The sequence below is a fragment of the Clostridium sp. MCC345 genome (genome assembly GCF_018785345.1).
In the GTDB taxonomy this organism is placed as follows: domain Bacteria; phylum Bacillota; class Clostridia; order Lachnospirales; family Anaerotignaceae; genus Anaerotignum_A; species Anaerotignum_A faecicola.
In genome coordinates, this window is sequence record NZ_WQPP01000032.1 from 124,833 (window position 1) to 141,737 (window position 16,905).

Here is a 16,905-nt window from a genome sequence, read left to right on the forward strand (position 1 = left end):
GAATCCGAAGGGATGTGAATAAAAAATGGAACAGACAGCATTGACCTACCTTTGCCCCGACTGCATGGCGTATCTGCGCTATGATGGGAAGGAGCAGAAATGGGTCTGCGATTACTGCGGTGGCAAATTTACCAGAGAGGAGCTGGAGCAGAGAGGGACCGAGACGAAGCAGGATGATTATGAAGTCAAGCCCAGAGCCGAGGCTGCGGAAAATACGGCGGAGATTTCCTATCATTATGAGGAAAATATTACTGAGACGGACGAAGATCTGAGCCATCTGCGCGCGTATCACTGCCCCTCCTGCGGCGGCGAGATTGTGACGGATGATGTAACGGCGGCAACCTTCTGCGTTTTCTGCGGCAACCCGACGATTTTGCCGACACAGCTGGAGGGGGAATACCGCCCCTCTGCGATTCTGCCGTTTGAGACGGATAAGGAGGACGCAAGAAAGGCGTTTTTGCAGCTTTGCAAGGGAAAAAGGCTGCTTCCGAAGGGCTATACCTCTGAGCAGCGGTTGGAAAAGATTACGGGCGTATATGTGCCGTTCTGGCTCTTTGACTGCAAAGCGGATTTTGATTACCATGCGACGGGCGAAAATGTCATCACATGGTCGGATACGCGTTTTATTTATACGAAAACGGATTTGTATCACATCCACCGCGCGGGAACGATGGAATTTGAAAATATTCCTTTGGATGCTTCGGAAAAAATGCAGGATAACCTGATGGATGCGTTGGAACCGTTTCATCTGGAAAAGAAAAAACCATTTGACATGAGCTATCTGAGCGGCTTTCTGGCGGAAAAATATACATACGAGCCGAAGGATTTGTATGACCGCATGACAAAACGCATTACCCCCGGCGTGGAGCATAAGGCGGCGGAGGGCGGCAAAAGCTATCAGCGTGTTTACGGCGTGAAATGTCATACGGATTTTTCCTCTAAGCAGCAAAGCTATATGCTCCTGCCCGTTTGGATGCTGATGAGCAAATATGATGGGAAGGAATATCTCTTTGCGATGAACGGACAGACAGGGAAAATCGTCGGGGAGCTGCCTGTCAGCAACAGCCGGAGCGCGAAATGGTTTGTGATTATTTTCTGCATTTCCTTTGTGATTGTTATGATTGTGCTTGCTCTGTTGGCGATGGGAGGTGTGCTGTGATGAAGAAAAAAGGATTTGTGCTTCTGATGATGGTGTTTCTCCTGCTTTCCGTTCTGCCTGCTTCTGCGGCGGAGCAGAGGGTATTTGACAATGCTGACCTGCTGACGGCGGAGGAGGAACAGAATTTGCAGCAGTTCTGCGAGGATGCAAAGGAGGAATATGATATTGATTTTGCATACCTCACCACGAAGGATACCGAAGGCTTATCAACAAGGGAATACGGCGCACAATTTTATATAGAACAGAATCTGGGCGTTGGGGAGGATTATAGCGGCGCAATTTTTGTTCTGGATATGGGCGAGCGAGAAGGGCAGCTTGTGACCTGCGGCGAAGCAATGGAAATGATTACGGATGCGGATGCAGATGCCATCTGGGACGAAATCAGCAGCTATTTTTCCAATGGAGATTATTATGGCGGCATGGAGCAGCTCTGGTGGGACGTGGATTCCCTTTGTGCGGATTATCAGACCTACGGCGCAGAAGGCAGACCAAAATCGGATGCGTTTTTCTCGGAAAGTCCTGTTTCGAGTGGTGGCGGCATTGCGATGATTATTCTGCTTGCGGCAGCTTTTTCCGCAGTGATTGCAGGGGTTTCGGTTATGAGCATGCGTAAGGCTTGCAAAAATGTGCATCCCTTTACGGACGGCAGAGCGTATCTGAAGGAAAACGGCTGTCATTTGCGGACGAATCAGGATACCTTTGCAAATACGCATACGACGATGGTGCCGATTCCACGGGATGATGACAACAATCACCACCACACAGGCGGCTTCAGCGGCGGCGGCTCCTTTTCCAGTGGCGGCAGAAGCTTCGGTGGTGGCGGCGGAAAGTTTTAAACCCAAACGATTTGACATTATGTATACGAAATGCTACAATATCTTTTAAGTGATAAAATTGAGAATTGAGGTGTTGGGTATGTTTTTATTTCCCGTTGATGGTATATTAGAGGTTGTTTTGTCCTATGGGCAGATGATTTCTTTGTTTCTGGTCTTTGTGATTTTTGAGGGCATGATTGCCGCAAAATCCGAAACGGCAAAGCCGGGTCTGGTGTTTATTTTTCTGGTATTCCTGCTGGCGGTCTTTGTCGGCGTTATGTTCCACGATATCAGCTTCTTCGTCTTTATGCTGATTCCTGTTGCGATGTGCTTGATTGCGTTTTTCGTTGCCAGAAAGACAAGAGAAAAAAATATTGCGAAGGGCATAAAATATAACAAGGACGGACTGATTGAGGAAGAGCTTAAAAAAATGGAAAAGAATTGAAATTTTTGTATAATAAGCCTTGGCTAATGAATACCAAGGCTTTTTTTATTGCAGAAAGGGGAGGAAGTCCTCTTTTTATCAGACAACAGGAAAAAATACAAACAGAAGGCTTTGTTTTTCGTGTAAACACAGTGTTTTGCAAAGATAGGGGTATTAGGAATTTTTTTGAAAACATAAGAGATATTTATAAAAAAATATGAAAAATTTCTTGTCATGCAAGTATATTTATGATACCATGAGGTATGTATAAAAATACAAAACACAAATGAGAAAGGGGAGGCGCATCCTGAATGGAAGAAAGAGACTATTTAGCAGAAAATGCCGCATATCTGAAAAAAGATTTGGGAAAAAATAATATCTCCCAGAATTTATTTCAGCGTTTTAAGGAGCTGATTACAAACGGACAGCTGCCGGCAGGCTATATGATGCCAAATGAAAACGTGGTGAGCGAGCAGCTTGGCATCGGCAGAAGTACGCTGCGCGAGGCATATACGGCACTGGCGGTGTTTGGTTTTATTCGCCGTTCAAAGGCAGGTACCTTTGTAAATGAAATTGATAATATCGTAAATATTGCGCCTTTCAGTATTACGGTTGAAAATTCTGACCTGAATGACCTACTGGAATTTCGCTATATGCTAGAGGGAGAAACGGCGAGCTATGCCGCGAAGCGCGCAACGCAGGAGGACATTGCCCAGCTGGAGTATTATTATGAAAAAATGAAGGAATTTCGCCATGACGTGAATCAGTTTGTGGATTATGACTCTATGTTTCACATGCAGGTGGCGGTGGCAACGCATAATAAGCTCTTGATGAGCACCATGATGGCTTCAAAGGATTCCTTTGAAAACGGGATTCGTCTGGCAATGCGTGAATCGCTGACGCAGAACCCCAGAGTCATTGATGTGACGATTGAGCTGCATGGGAAGATTATCGAAGCGATTAAGAGCGGAGATTATCAGACGGCGTATACCGCCATGCGGGAGCATATTTCTTATGTGAACCTGACGGTGAAGTATGGTTGATGGAAAAAGACCCGAAAAGGGTCTTTTTTTGTGGGGAAAAGTAGCAGTGCAAGCACCGATTGGGTTGATGAAAGTCGCATGGGCAAGTGAGAAAAGCAGCAGTGCTGCGCACTGATTGAGCGCAGTCGCGCTATGATTTTTCTTGGCGAAGACTTAGCTTCACCGAGAAATATTTTCGTCCGAAGGGACACAGATGCATTTTCTTATACAGCGAAAGCTGTAATTCCCTTGTAAACCCTTGTTTTTCCCCCTTTTTCATGCTATAGTAAATAGAAGTATGTCCCTTTTTTACAGGGCTTTTGGAGGTATCAATTTATGGATTTTAAAATAGAAATTGCAAAACTTTTGGCGGCGGCAGCGGAAATTTCCGTTGAGGATGCAGCGGCGGCAGTGGAAATTCCTGCCAAAAAGGAAATGGGCGATTTTGCGTATCCCTGTTTTCGTTTGGCGAAGGTATTCCGCAAGGCACCCCCGATGATTGCTGCGGAGTTAATCGAAAAAATCGAAAAGCCTGCGTTTATCGCAAAGATGCAGGTGGTCGGTGCATATATCAATTTTTTTGTGGACAAGAGTGTATACGCAGAGCAGGTGCTTTCTGCCGTTCTGGAGCAGAAGGAAAGCTATGGCAAGAGCGATATGGGCGCAGGCAAAACCGTTGTGATCGACTATTCCTCTCCCAATATTGCAAAGCCCTTCCATGTTGGGCATCTGCGTTCTACCGTAATCGGCAACGCGATTTATAAAATTCACGAGGAGCTGGGCTACCATTGCGAAGGCATCAACCATCTGGGGGACTGGGGGACACAGTTCGGCAAGCTGATTGTTGCGTATAAAAAATGGGGCAGCAAGGAAGCAGTAGAGAAAGACGGGATTCAGGAGCTGATGCGGATTTATGTAAAGTTCCATGATGAAGCAGAAAAGCATCCCGAGCTGAAAATGGACGATGAAGCGCGCCTGTGGTTTGTAAAAATGCAGGAGGGCGATGAGGAAGCATTGACGCTGTGGAAATGGTTCTATGATATTTCTATCAAGGAATTTGAGCGTGTATATGAAATGCTTGGCGTGAAATTTGATGCGTACACAGGAGAATCCTTCTATAATGATAAGATGGATGCGGTTGTGCAGGAATTAAAGGACAAAAACCTGCTCAAGGAATCCGAAGGCGCGATGATTGTGGATTTAGAGGATAAAAATATGCCTCCCTGCCTGATTATCCGTAAGGATGGCGGCACGCTTTATGCAACCAGAGATATCACTGCGGCGCTTTACCGCAAGAAAACCTACAATTTTGACAAGTGCATTTATCTGACTGCGCTTGACCAAAACCTGCATTTCGCACAGTGGTTTGAGGTCATTCATAAAATGGGCTATGATTGGTACAAGGATTTGATTCATGTGCCTTTCGGTCTGGTTTCTCTGGACAGCGGCAAGCTTTCCACCCGTCATGGGCATGTTGTGCTGATGGAGGATTTGTTAAATCAGGCGTGCGCAGAAACAAAGCGTATTATTGAGGAAAAGAATCCCAATCTGGAAAATAAAGAGGAAATCGCGAAGCAGGTCGGCATTGGCGCGGTTATTTTCAATGACCTGTATAACACAAGAATCAAGGATGTTGTGTTTAGCTGGGAAAGAATGTTGAATTTCGATGGTGAAACAGGCCCCTATGTGCAGTATACGCATGCGCGTGCCTGCTCCATTCTGAAGCGTGCAGGTGAACCGGATTTCAGTGATATCCATTTTGAGGCACTTTCTGACGAGGCATCTTTGGATGTCTGCAAGCTGCTGGAGGCATTCCCTGATAAAATTAAGGATGCGGCGGCAAAGCTGGAGCCCTCTGTTGTTACCAGACATTTGGTTGCGATTGCACAGGCGTTCAATAAATTTTATCACGATAACCCGATTCTCAGCAGTGAACCTGAGGTAAGACAGGCGCGTTTGGCGGTTGTTTTCTCTGTAAAAACAGTGCTGAAAAAGGGTCTGGCACTCTTAGGTATCGAAGCACCCGAACAAATGTGATATGCTATAAAAGCATTTTCAATCTTCTGAAACAAAAACTGCTTGCAGGATTTTGTTTTCAGAGATTAGAAAACTTTTAATCGAGGGGCTTTTAATTATCTTAAAATAGATATTCTCTTTATAAAGGAAGGTATTTGTATGAAAAAGTTGAAATTATTTTATAATCCCTTTTCGGGGAATAAAAGCTTTAAATTTGACTTAGATGTTTGTATTGGTATCTTTCAGGAGGGCGGCTATGAGGTGCATCCCTTCCGCACGCTCCATCCCGGAGACATTGACACGCATATTGCCACAATGGACCCGAATTATGATATTATTGTTGCCTCCGGCGGTGACGGTACAGTGAATATTGTGCTGAATGCTATGATGCGCCGTGGTCTGCATATTCCTTTGGGCATCATTCCTTCCGGCACGGCAAATGATTTTGCAACCTACCTTGGCTTTAAAAGCGGCGAGGTAGAGGATGTTTGCAGAACGATTGTTTCCACAAAGCCGGTGGATATTGATTTGGGTCTGGTGAATGATTCCATTTTCTTTATCAATGTCTGCGCAGGCGGCTTTTTCACAAATGTTTCACAGATTGTGGATAAGGATGTGAAAAACGCACTTGGCAGCCTTTCCTATTATTTAAAGGGCGTGGAGCAGCTGCCGCAGTTCAGAAAGGTGCCGTTTCGCATTACGACAAGCGAAGATGTCATAGAGGAGGATTTGTATTTCTATATGATTATGAATTCAGCAGGGACGGGTGGTTTTACGAACCTTTCCCCCGAAGCATCCATTACGGATGGGAAGTTTGAATTTATTGCTATCAAAGGAAAGCCTCTGATTGAAATGACACCTGTTTTGATGAAAATGCTGACTGGGGAACATATTCATGATAAGAATGTGTTGTATCTCAGAGACCATTATTTTAAGATTGAATGTTTAGATCCCGATTTCAAAATTATGGAATCTACGGTTGATGGGGAGCTGGGGCCGGATATGCCGTTTGAAATTAAGGTGATTCCGAAGGCAATCCCTGTTTTTGGGAAATTTGAAAAGGAACCGAAGGAGAATATTATCATGTCTCTTTTGAAAAGCCCCGCAAAGTCTGCAAAACTATAATTGTTTCACTATAATTGTTTCACGTGAAACATAGCGCATAACAAACAAAAAGCCATTTTATTTCACAAAATAGAGTGGCTTTTTCTATTTTTATATAAATTCCTGATGTTTCACGTGAAACATCGTGTTTTTGCATTGCTTTTTCATATTGATTATACTATTATATAAAAAGAAGAAAAAACGAGAAGGAAAGGCGGGAATTTATGAGCAAAGTTAGAGTCATTGCAGTGACGAATCAGAAGGGCGGCGTGGGAAAGACAACCACAGCCATCAATCTTTCCGCCTGCCTTGCCGCAGAGGGAAAGCGTGTGCTTGCCGTTGATGCAGATCAACAGGGAAATACCACCAGCGGACTTGGTCTGGATAAAAATGATGTCCCTCTGACGATTTACGATGTGTTTTTGGGCGAAGCCACGATTGCAGAGGTGAAGCAGCCGACCTGCATGGATGGCTTGGAGGTAATTCCTGCAAATATCAATTTGACAGGAGCGGAGATTGAGCTGATTGGCAACGACCGCAGGGAATATATTTTGCAGGAGGCGTTGGCAGAGGTGAAGGACGCATACGATTTTATTATCATCGACTGTCCGCCTTCCTTAAATATGATTACCGTCAATGCACTTGTGGCGGCAAATACGGTTCTGGTTCCTATTCAGTGTGAATATTTTGCGTTGGAAGGTTTGGAGCAGCTGCTGCATACGGTAAATCTGGTGAAAAAACGTCTGAATCCCGAACTGGAAATTGAGGGAATTGTTTTCACCATGTATGACGCAAGAACAAACCTCTCCTTGCAGGTTGTGGAGGAGGTTAAGCGTTCTCTGGGGCAGAGTGTTTACCGCACAATTATCCCAAGAAATGTGCGCCTTGGGGAATCTCCGAGCCATGGTCTGCCTATCAATCTTTATGATCCGAAATCCAAGGGCGCAGAGGCTTACGCATTGCTGGCAGAGGAAGTCATGGAAAAGGAGTGGAATTGATATGGCAGAAAAGAAAAGAGGTCTTGGTGCAAAAGGTCTTGGAATCAACGCCCTCATCAATACAGAAGTACAGGATTTGAAAACAGCAAAATCGAATGAAACGGTGACGGAGCTGGATTTGGATTTAATCGAACCCAACCGCAAGCAGCCGAGAAAATATTTTGATGAAACCGCTTTGGAGGAATTGGCGGCATCCCTAAAGGCATACGGTATGATTCAGCCCATTGTTGTGAAGAAAAACGGGGAATATTACGAAATCATTGCAGGGGAACGCCGTTGGCGTGCCGCAAAAATCGCCGGTATGGAAAAGGTGCCTGTTGTGCTGAAGGCATGGGAAGGCAGTGAAGCCTTTGAAGCCGCACTGGTGGAAAATCTCCAGCGTGAGGACTTAAATCCCATTGAAGAAGCCGAAAGCTATCAGCGTTTGCAGGAAGAATTTCAGCTCAGTCAGGAAAAAATTGCAGAAAAGGTCGGGAAAAGCCGTTCCGCGATTACAAATTCCCTGCGCTTGTTGCAGTTGGATGCCCGTGTGCGTAATTTTGTGACGGAAAATAAGCTGACAGGCGGACATGCCCGTTCGCTTCTGCCTGTATCCGATGGGGACGCACAGTTTGAATTGGCAGAGCATATCATCGAGGAAGGGCTGAGTGTGCGCGCAGTTGAGGCTCTGGTCAAGGCATATCTGGCGAAGGAAGATGCACCCGAGTCTGCGGAAAAAGCCGAAAAAGCGGATGAAACTGCCTATCGTGCGATAGAGGAGGATTTGAAATCTCTGTTTGCCACAAAGGTAAATCTGAAGCCTATCGGTAAGCGGAAAAAGGGTAAAATAGAAATAGAATATTATTCTGAGGAAGATTTGGAACGCCTTTTGGTGCTCCTGAAACGATAAGGAATGTGAAATATGATGGAATTGACGCAGCAAACGATATTGATTCTTTTTGCCGCTCTGGCGGCAGCAATATTCATATTATTTATACTCTGCATTGTTCTGTTTGTGAAGCTGAACGGGCAGAAGAAACGATATGATTATTTTATGGGCTCTAATCGCAGACCAACCCATAACCTGGAAATGAAAATTGAAGAATATTTTGAAACCTCAAAGAAAATTGAATCGCAATATTCTAAGCTGTTGGATATGGTGACGGATATGGATAAAACCGATAAATCCAAAATCCAAAAGGTTGGGCTGATTCGCTATAACCCCTTTGATGAAATGGGCGGCAATCTTTGTTTTGCTTTGGCACTTTTGGATGGGAATGACAACGGCGTGGTGCTGAACGGTATTCATAGCCGTACAGGCTCTTTTACCTATGCGAAGCCGATTGAAATGGGTGTCAGCACCTACATGCTTTCCGAGGAGGAATTAAAAGCGGTTGAGGTGGCAAAAAATAATACCTATCAGCCGGAGCATGAAAAGGTGGTTAAGGTGCGCTTTAAGCCGACCTTCCGCAAAAAGGATAAGGACAGAGCCATGGATGAGCAGATTACACTGGATCAGGTGGAAATGGTCGAAGTGGATGAAACGAAGGAAAAACAGGCGAAATCCTCTATCGGTGATGTAACAGAGGCGGAAAAAGAGCTGATTTTGAAGGAGGAAACGCTTGCAGGCAAGATTGCGGCGGCGGAATCCATTCTGAAAAAGAGAGAGGAAGCAAGAGCAGCTGCGGAAAAAGCGCATTTGCCTGAGGAGGAAAATCTGGGGGATGCCATGGAAAGTGCCGTGGAACGCGCGATTGCGGAAGCAAAAATCAGCGAACCGATTTTTCAGGAACCCGTTTTCGTGGAAAAACAGGAAGAAACAGACGAAGAAGAATAAAAATAAAAGCAAAAACAGACGAAAGGGAGGAGATTTTCCTCCTTTTTCCTTATCAGATACAGGAAAATTTCTGTGGATAAGTTGAAATCTTATCCACATTTTGTGGATAACTTGTGAAAAAGAAAAGTTGTCCAGAGGGTTTTCCACAATATCAACAGGTTATCCACAGGATGTGGGTAATGCATTATGTAAACAAAGGAGGAGAAAATGGGCTATAAAATGGTATTTTCCGATATGGATGGCACATTATTATGGAAAGGTGTACGGGTTTCTGTGGAAAACTCTGCTGCAATCCGAAAGGCTGTGGATAAAGGCGTGGAGTTTGTCATCTGCACAGGCAGAGGTGTTTTTGGCGTGGAAAAGCATTTGCAGGAATTGCATCTTCTGGACAAAAAGGGCTATGTTATCTGCCAGAATGGTGCGGCGGTGTATGATTTAAGGGATATGCATCTGGTGCTGAAAAGCAGCTTTTCACCGTCTGTGGTGCAACCAATCGCAGAGCGGGCGAGAGCACTTGGCTTGGAGCTGTTTTACTATGATGATCGCAATTTTATGATTGAAAAATTGACAGACGAGGTGAAATCCTATTGTTGGATGATGCAAGCAAATCCGCGTATTTTGCAGGAGCCGACCGATTATGCGGGCGAGTTTACAAAATGCTTAATCAGCGGAGAGCGGAAAAATCTTTCGGCGCTGAAGCGCTATGTGGAGAAAACGGCAGGAGATATCTTTGATTTGTTTTATTCCTCGGAAACCTATCTGGAGCTGGTGAAAAAGGGCGTAAGCAAGGGCAACGCGCTGGCTGCGACTGCGCAGGAGGCAAATGTGCCGCTTGCCGAAACGATTGCCATTGGTGACAGTGATAATGATCTTTCCATGATTTTGCAGGCAGGGCTTGGCGTTGCAATGAAAAACGGCGAGGCGCATGTGAAGGCTGCCGCGGATTACATAACGGAACGAAACTGTGAGGAAAACGGCGTGGCAGAGGTCATTGAGAAATTTATTCTGAAATAAAAAGGGTGCGGGAATTTTCATGATGGAAAAGTATAAAAAAAGGACAATCATGCTTGATTGTCCTTTTTGACTAGGGAAAAGAATGGTGCCAGGGGAGACACCATTCTATGGGGTTGTGCGCACAAACCCCGGGGCATATTGTGGTACAGGAAAAGGGGTTTTCTTGTACTCACATAGTATACCACAATGGACGCTATTTTGCACATAGAAAAAAATATAATTTTTTTAACATTTTCTATATATTTTAGCAAAAAGATAGGATTTATGGAAAAAATTGTACAAAAAAAAGAAAAAAATTTAGGCTTGCAATTTTAAAATAATATGATATAATATACACCAAAAAGTCAAACAAGACAAAATAGCGCAGGCGAAAGCCGAAAGGAAAGCTAAGTTCTTGTAAAACTCCCACAGAGAGCCGGTGGTTGGTGCGAATCGGCGGAGAAAAGAGAATGTTCCACTTTCCAAGCTGCCGATGAAAGTCGGAAGGGTAAGCCCTTTATAGCTGTTCAAGAGGTTCGGAGGATGCTCCGAGCAATCTGGGTGGCAACGCGGGAAATATACTCTCGTCCCTGTTTTATTACCGGGATCGGGAGTTTTTTTGTTATGAAAGCGTGAGCGATTGCAACAGAAAAGCATATCTGTAAGCGGTGATGAAAAAATAGCTGCTTGCAGATATTTTTTATTGCTGTTTACAGAGAAGAATTGCTTACAATTCTTTTTTCTGATTGAAAAACCTTTCATAAGATATACGAAAAACTTCCATCCGAAAAAATACTATTTTTAGGAGGTCATGAAATGTTAGACATTAAATTTGTAAGAGAAAACCCTGATATCGTAAAGGAAAACATCCGCAAAAAATTTCAGGATGCAAAGCTGCCTCTGGTAGATGAGGTTCTGGTGCTGGATAAGGAAAACAGAACCATCAAGCAGGAGGTTGAAGCACTCAGAGCGCAGAGAAATAAGCTTTCCAAGCAGATTGGTGCGCTGATGGCAAAGGGCGAAAAGGAAGAAGCCGAAAAGGTAAAAGCACAGATTGGCGCAGACGCAGAACGCGTAGAAACCCTTTCCGCAAGAGAAAAAGAGGTTGAGGAACGCATCAAGGTTATCATGATGACCATTCCCAACATCATTGACCCTACCGTTCCCATTGGTAAGGATGACAGCGAAAACGTAGAGGTAGAAAGATTCGGCGAACCCGTTGTTCCCGATTTTGAGATTCCTTATCACACAGATATTATGGAAACCTTCGACGGTATCGATCTGGATAGCGCAAGAAAGGTTGCAGGCAATGGCTTCTATTACCTGATGGGCGATATTGCGCGTCTGCATTCCGCAGTTCTGGCTTACGCAAGAGATTTCATGATTGGCAGAGGCTTCAAATATTGTATTCCTCCCTTCATGATTCGTTCCAACGTTGTAACAGGTGTTATGAGCTTTGCGGAAATGGATGCAATGATGTATAAAATCGAAGGCGAAGACCTGTATCTGATTGGTACATCCGAACATTCCATGATTGGTAAATTCATCGATACGCTGAATAAAGCAGAAGACCTGCCGCAGACCCTGACAAGCTACAGCCCTTGCTTCCGTAAGGAAAAAGGCGCACACGGGATTGAAGAAAGAGGCGTTTACCGTATCCATCAGTTCGAGAAGCAGGAAATGATTGTTGTATGCAATCCTGAGGAAGCGCCCATGTGGTATGATAAGCTGTGGCAGAACACTGTAGATCTGTTCCGTTCCATGGATATCCCCGTAAGAACACTGGAATGCTGCTCCGGCGACCTTGCTGACCTGAAGGTAAAATCTGTTGACGTTGAAGCTTGGTCTCCCAGACAGAAAAAATACTTTGAAGTTGGTAGCTGCTCCAATCTGGGCGATGCACAGGCAAGAAGACTGGGTATCCGCGTACAGGATGCAGAAGGCAAGAAATACTTCGCTTACACACTGAACAACACTGTTGCAGCACCCCCTCGTATGCTGATTGCTTTCCTTGAAAACAACCTGCAGGCAGATGGTACTGTAAATATCCCTGAGGTTCTGTGGCCTTATATGGGCGGCACAAAGAAGCTGATTCCTAACAAAAAGAAATGATTATATATTTCCCCATCCGTGAGGGTGGGGATTTCTTTTTAAAAGGGTATTGTGAGATATCCTTTTATTATAGTATGATAGAAAAAGAAAAGAGGGGGGAATGAAATGAGTAATATTATAGATGCAATTATAAATCTGTTGAATCATCCTGTTACAGAGTTGAAGGAAACCTATGTACGAAAAAATAGAGCAAACAGTGCAGGGGATGCACTGGAGGAATATGTAAAGGATTTATTTGCAAGCACCTTTGATGAGCATGATGAAGCAAATAGATTGCAGAAAATTTCCGATACTTTTTCTTATTTAGGAAATGACAGTAATCCGCCGGATGCTATGCTTAGAAATGGGGATGCAATTGAAGTAAAAAAGATTGAAGCAGATAATTCAGCACTTGCGTTAAATTCCAGCTATCCAAAACAGAAACTGTATGCTTCTTCGCCAATGATTTCAAATGCATGCAGAAATGCGGAGGATTGGGAAGAAAAGGACATGATTTATGTGGTTGGTATTCTGAAAAGGAATAAACTGAAGCATTTATGCATGGTATATGGTTTGGATTATTGTGCATCTGTTGAAACCTATGAATCCTTAAAACAAAGGATTAAGGATGGAATTATGCAGATTCCTAATATTAGCTTAACTGACACAAGAGAATTGGGAAAATTGAATAAAGTAGATCCTCTTGGGATTACATATTTAAGAATACGAGGTATGTGGGGAATTGAAAATCCTTTTCAGGTCTTTAAATATATTTTTATTCGTGATATGGAAAAAGAGTTTAACTTTATGGCGGTAATTAACAAAGAAAAATATGAAACCTTTCCAAATAGAAAGAATTTAGAAGATCTGGCTAAGGAAAAGAAAATGTTGTGCATTTCAGATGTTAAAATAAAAAATCCAGATAATCCAGCACAGTTAAGAGATGCAAAACTGATTTCCATTAGGTTTTAGGAGGTTTAATAATGAAAATAATTAGTTTGTTTTCCGGTGCAGGGGGGCTTGATTTAGGATTTGAAAAAGCAGGATTTACAATTGCTATGGCAAATGAATACGACCCCACAATCTGGGAAACCTATGAAAAAAATCATACTGCGCCACTAATCAAGGGGGATATCAGAAATATACAGGAATCTGATTTTCCAGATGAAATAGACGGTATTATCGGTGGTCCGCCTTGCCAGAGCTGGAGCGAAGCTGGTTCGCTAAGAGGAATTAACGATGAGAGAGGACAGCTATTTTTTGATTATATTCGAATTTTAAAAAGTAAAAAGCCAAAATTCTTCTTAGCAGAAAATGTTTCCGGTATGCTGGCAAACAGACACTCTGAGGCCGTGAAAAATATAATAGGATTATTTGAAAAATGTGGCTATGATGTTACAATTAACTTAGTAAATGCGTCAGATTATGGTGTACCTCAGGATAGAAAAAGGGTTTTTTATATCGGATTTCGGAAGGATTTAAATATCAGATTTCAGTTTCCTGCACCTACTACACCTAAAAAAGAGGATAAAAAGACGTTTTTTCAGGCGATTGGTGATTTAGATGGAACAGCAGTACCAGCGCTTCCGAGGAATAAAACAAATGGTAAGCTGGAGATTCTAAATCATGAATACTTTACAGGTGCGTATTCTACGATTTTTATGAGCAGAAACAGAGTAAGGGCATGGGATGAACAGGCATTTACTGTGCAGGCGAGCGGAAGACAATGTCAGTTGCATCCACAAGCACCAAAAATGCTTTTTATTGAAAAAAATAAACGGATTTTTGTTCCTGGCAAAGAAGATTTGTATAGAAGATTATCAGTAAGAGAATGTGCAAGAGTACAGGGGTTTCCGGATGATTTTGAATTTATCTATACAGATGTAGATAATGGATATAAAATGATAGGGAATGCAGTTCCTGTTGAGTTGTCTTATATTATTGCAAAGGAAATACGAAAACAATTGGAATTATGTAGTTCTACAGTAGAATAAGAACAAAAAATAAGAGGATATCTTTTCGGATATCCTCTTTCTTATGCTTAAAACAGGTTTTCGATTGCTTTTACCAGAGCATCCTGTGTCATTGCCTTGTCACTGCTGAAGGAATAGGTAAAGCCATCCTTCTGCCATGTTGCGGTATTGATGCCGTCATTACCCTTCACGGAAACAGAAACGTCCTTTACGGCAATGGTTTTGTTTTCCTTATATGTTTTGTTGTCACCGCTGATATCATCAGAGCCTTTTGCCTTACGGAAGGTGATGGTATCCTCGCCGTCTGCAAAGCGCACATCTGCTGTTGTGCCGCTGATGTCGATGAAAGCGGTTTCCTTATATGCCTTATCAAGTGTAGGCAGAGTCACATCAAAGCCGACTGTTTTTGCAAGGTCTGCAAGGGTTTCATGCTCGGTCAGAGGGTTGGGAATCTGTACATCCTCGTTTTTAGTATCAGCCTTTTTGCTGATGGAAATGGCAGAGCCGTCTGTTTTGATGATGCTGCTGTCATTGCCTGTCAGAGGAACAAACAGCTCAATGGGCACATAGGTTTTGCCATTTGTCATCACAGGTGCACTGGAAAGAGAGAAGGGTGCGCTCATGCCAACCAAATCGGGATTGCTTGTCACAACCTGATAGGTATTTTCACCGATGGTCAGATTGGTATGCATGATGCCGTCATCCACCAGAATCGTGCCTTTGTTGTAGCTTACCTTGAAGCCAAGCTGCTCTGCGGTTTCTCTCAGAGGAACTAAAACCAGAACCTCCCCATTGGCTGCCTTGCCGTTGATGTTGAGGCTGTAGGGGGAGGAGGTGCCTGCAAAGGCGGTTGCAGAAAATGCCATTGTTGCTGCTGCTGCGATTACCATTGGTTTCAATAATTTTTTCATATTCATTCAAATCCTTTCTCAAGATATGATTTTTTCATTTTCCATAAGCGCTTACAGGTAGTTAAACGAGAGAAGGAGGAAAAAAGTTCCAAAAAAAGATAAAAAAATTAAAAAAAGAAAAGGCACTGAAAACAGCACCTTTCCTGTTATCGTTTCAGAAGCGGAAATCCCGATTTCCTTTTTCAATCTCAACCAGATTTTTCCGTACAATCTCCTGAATTTTTTCCTTCGGGATGGATTTGATTTCCTTTAAAATCAGCTTTTCCCCGATTTCCTTTGTTTCCGGTGCGGCATAGTCAATCAGATATTCCTTGAGCGTCATCAGCGCATTGGGCAGGCAGCAGTTTTGGATTTGTCCGCTTTTGCAAAGGCTCATGAAGCGGTCGCCCGTCCTGCCCTCGCGGTAGCAGGCGGTGCAGAAGCTGGGGATATAGCCCAAATCCATCAGCCATTTCACGATTTCATCCAGTGTGCGGTTATCGCTGACATCAAACTGTGCGGAATTATCCTCCTCTGCTTCTTTTTCATAATAGCCGCCGACACTCGTGCTGGAGCCGCCGCTGATTTGGGATACCCCAAGACTCAGTACACGTTCTCTGCTTTCCTGACTTTCTCTGGTGGAAACAATCATGCCCGTATAGGGAACGGCAACACGGATGCAGGCAACGATTTTTGCAAAGGTATCATCATCAATGCCGTTATCGAAGGCGGAGGGGTCAATATCGTCGGCATGGCGGATTCTGGGTACGCTGATGGTATGCGGGCCTACGCCGAATACGCTTTCCAGATGCTCTGCGTGCATCAAAAGCCCTGCAAATTCATAGCGATACAGCTCCAAGCCGAACAGAACGCCAATCCCGACATCATCAATGCCGCCCTCCATGGCTCTGTCCATCGCTTCGGTGTGGTAGGCATAATCATGCTTAGGGCCTGTGGGATGCAGGTGCTCATAGCTTTCCTTGTTGTAGGTTTCCTGAAAGAGGATATATGTCCCGATGCCGGCATCCTTCAGCTTACGGTAATTTTCCACCGTTGTTGCCGCAATATTGACATTCACGCGGCGAATCGCGCCGTTTTTATGCTTGATGCTGTAAATCGTTTGAATACTTTCCAGTACATATTCGATGGGGTTATTGACGGGGTCCTCGCCTGTTTCCAGTGCCAGACGCTTATGCCCCATATCCTGCAAAGCCGTTACCTCTCTGACGATTTCCTCCTGTGTCAGCTTTTTTCTGCGGATGTGCTTATTTTTCGCATGGTAAGGACAGTATACACAGCCGTTGACGCAGTAATTGGAGAGATACAGCGGCGCAAACATCACAATACGGTTGCCGTAAAAATCCTGCTTAATCTGCTTTGCCAGCGCGTAAATTTCTTCGTTTTTTTCGGGAATATCGCAGTCCAGAAGCACCATTGCCTCTCTGTGAGAAAGTCCCTTTCTGAGCCTTGCCTTTTCGATAATGCTGTCAATTAAGGGGATGTTGTGCTTATTTTCCTCTGCATAGGCAAGGGTTTCCAGAATTTCCTCGTGGTTGATGAATTCCTCTGCCTTTTGGGAGTGGGGGTTGTAGGGATACATTGCT

General features: G+C 43.9%; 15 protein-coding genes. 13 read left to right on the plus strand and 2 right to left on the minus strand.

Going from position 1 to position 16,905, the window contains the following annotated elements; genetic code table 11:
• The first annotated feature begins 25 nt into the window (after nucleotides 1–25).
• The 13 genes from GPK49_RS07540 (at nucleotide 26) to GPK49_RS07600 (ending at nucleotide 14,432) form a co-directional block, all read left to right on the plus strand.
• Complete coding sequence (locus GPK49_RS07540) at nucleotides 26–1,159, plus strand: hypothetical protein (RefSeq protein ID WP_215677230.1); 1,134 nt, start codon at nucleotides 26–28, stop codon at nucleotides 1,157–1,159.
• Nucleotides 1,159–1,995, plus strand: a complete 837-nt coding sequence (locus GPK49_RS07545) for a TPM domain-containing protein (RefSeq protein WP_215677232.1) — start codon at nucleotides 1,159–1,161, stop codon at nucleotides 1,993–1,995. The genes GPK49_RS07540 and GPK49_RS07545 overlap by 1 nt, the downstream gene beginning before the upstream one ends.
• A gap of 79 nt (nucleotides 1,996–2,074) precedes the next feature.
• On the plus strand, nucleotides 2,075–2,419 hold the full coding sequence (locus GPK49_RS07550; RefSeq protein ID WP_118581466.1) for a hypothetical protein: 345 nt from the start codon (nucleotides 2,075–2,077) through the stop codon (nucleotides 2,417–2,419).
• Between the two features lie 290 nt (nucleotides 2,420–2,709).
• The gene (locus GPK49_RS07555) at nucleotides 2,710–3,441 is read left to right on the plus strand and encodes a FadR/GntR family transcriptional regulator (RefSeq protein ID WP_016407234.1); all 732 of its coding nucleotides are present in this window, start codon (nucleotides 2,710–2,712) and stop codon (nucleotides 3,439–3,441) included.
• A 315-nt stretch (nucleotides 3,442–3,756) separates the two neighbouring features.
• Complete coding sequence (argS, locus tag GPK49_RS07560; RefSeq protein WP_118581460.1) at nucleotides 3,757–5,457, plus strand: arginine--tRNA ligase; 1,701 nt, start codon at nucleotides 3,757–3,759, stop codon at nucleotides 5,455–5,457.
• Between the two features lie 138 nt (nucleotides 5,458–5,595).
• Nucleotides 5,596–6,561 (plus strand): YegS/Rv2252/BmrU family lipid kinase, encoded by a 966-nt coding sequence (locus GPK49_RS07565; protein WP_016407236.1) that lies wholly within the window; start codon nucleotides 5,596–5,598, stop codon nucleotides 6,559–6,561.
• A 203-nt stretch (nucleotides 6,562–6,764) separates the two neighbouring features.
• Nucleotides 6,765–7,538, plus strand: a complete 774-nt coding sequence (locus GPK49_RS07570; protein WP_016407237.1) for a ParA family protein — start codon at nucleotides 6,765–6,767, stop codon at nucleotides 7,536–7,538.
• A 1-nt stretch (nucleotide 7,539) separates the two neighbouring features.
• The gene (locus tag GPK49_RS07575; protein WP_215677234.1) at nucleotides 7,540–8,427 is read left to right on the plus strand and encodes a ParB/RepB/Spo0J family partition protein; all 888 of its coding nucleotides are present in this window, start codon (nucleotides 7,540–7,542) and stop codon (nucleotides 8,425–8,427) included.
• Between the two features lie 12 nt (nucleotides 8,428–8,439).
• Nucleotides 8,440–9,354 (plus strand): DUF4446 family protein, encoded by a 915-nt coding sequence (locus GPK49_RS07580; protein WP_118581451.1) that lies wholly within the window; start codon nucleotides 8,440–8,442, stop codon nucleotides 9,352–9,354.
• A 207-nt stretch (nucleotides 9,355–9,561) separates the two neighbouring features.
• On the plus strand, nucleotides 9,562–10,368 hold the full coding sequence (locus tag GPK49_RS07585) for a Cof-type HAD-IIB family hydrolase (protein WP_215677236.1): 807 nt from the start codon (nucleotides 9,562–9,564) through the stop codon (nucleotides 10,366–10,368).
• A 795-nt stretch (nucleotides 10,369–11,163) separates the two neighbouring features.
• Complete coding sequence (gene serS / locus GPK49_RS07590; RefSeq protein WP_118581449.1) at nucleotides 11,164–12,459, plus strand: serine--tRNA ligase; 1,296 nt, start codon at nucleotides 11,164–11,166, stop codon at nucleotides 12,457–12,459.
• 105 nt (nucleotides 12,460–12,564) lie between these two features.
• Nucleotides 12,565–13,410 carry an NgoPII family restriction endonuclease gene (locus GPK49_RS07595; protein WP_215677238.1) on the plus strand — a complete coding sequence of 282 codons (846 nt, stop codon included), beginning with the start codon at nucleotides 12,565–12,567 and terminating at the stop codon, nucleotides 13,408–13,410.
• Between the two features lie 11 nt (nucleotides 13,411–13,421).
• Complete coding sequence (locus tag GPK49_RS07600) at nucleotides 13,422–14,432, plus strand: DNA cytosine methyltransferase (protein WP_215677240.1); 1,011 nt, start codon at nucleotides 13,422–13,424, stop codon at nucleotides 14,430–14,432.
• Nucleotides 14,433–14,479: 47 nt separating this feature from the next.
• On the opposite strand, the gene GPK49_RS07605 is transcribed toward GPK49_RS07600, so the two are convergent.
• Together GPK49_RS07605 and hydG are read right to left on the minus strand one after the other, a co-directional pair.
• Entirely contained in the window at nucleotides 14,480–15,322 is an 843-nt protein-coding gene (locus GPK49_RS07605; protein WP_215677242.1) for a stalk domain-containing protein, read from the minus strand.
• Between the two features lie 154 nt (nucleotides 15,323–15,476).
• Complete coding sequence (hydG, locus tag GPK49_RS07610; protein ID WP_016407245.1) at nucleotides 15,477–16,901, minus strand: [FeFe] hydrogenase H-cluster radical SAM maturase HydG; 1,425 nt, start codon at nucleotides 16,899–16,901, stop codon at nucleotides 15,477–15,479.
• Nucleotides 16,902–16,905: the final 4 nt, after the last annotated feature.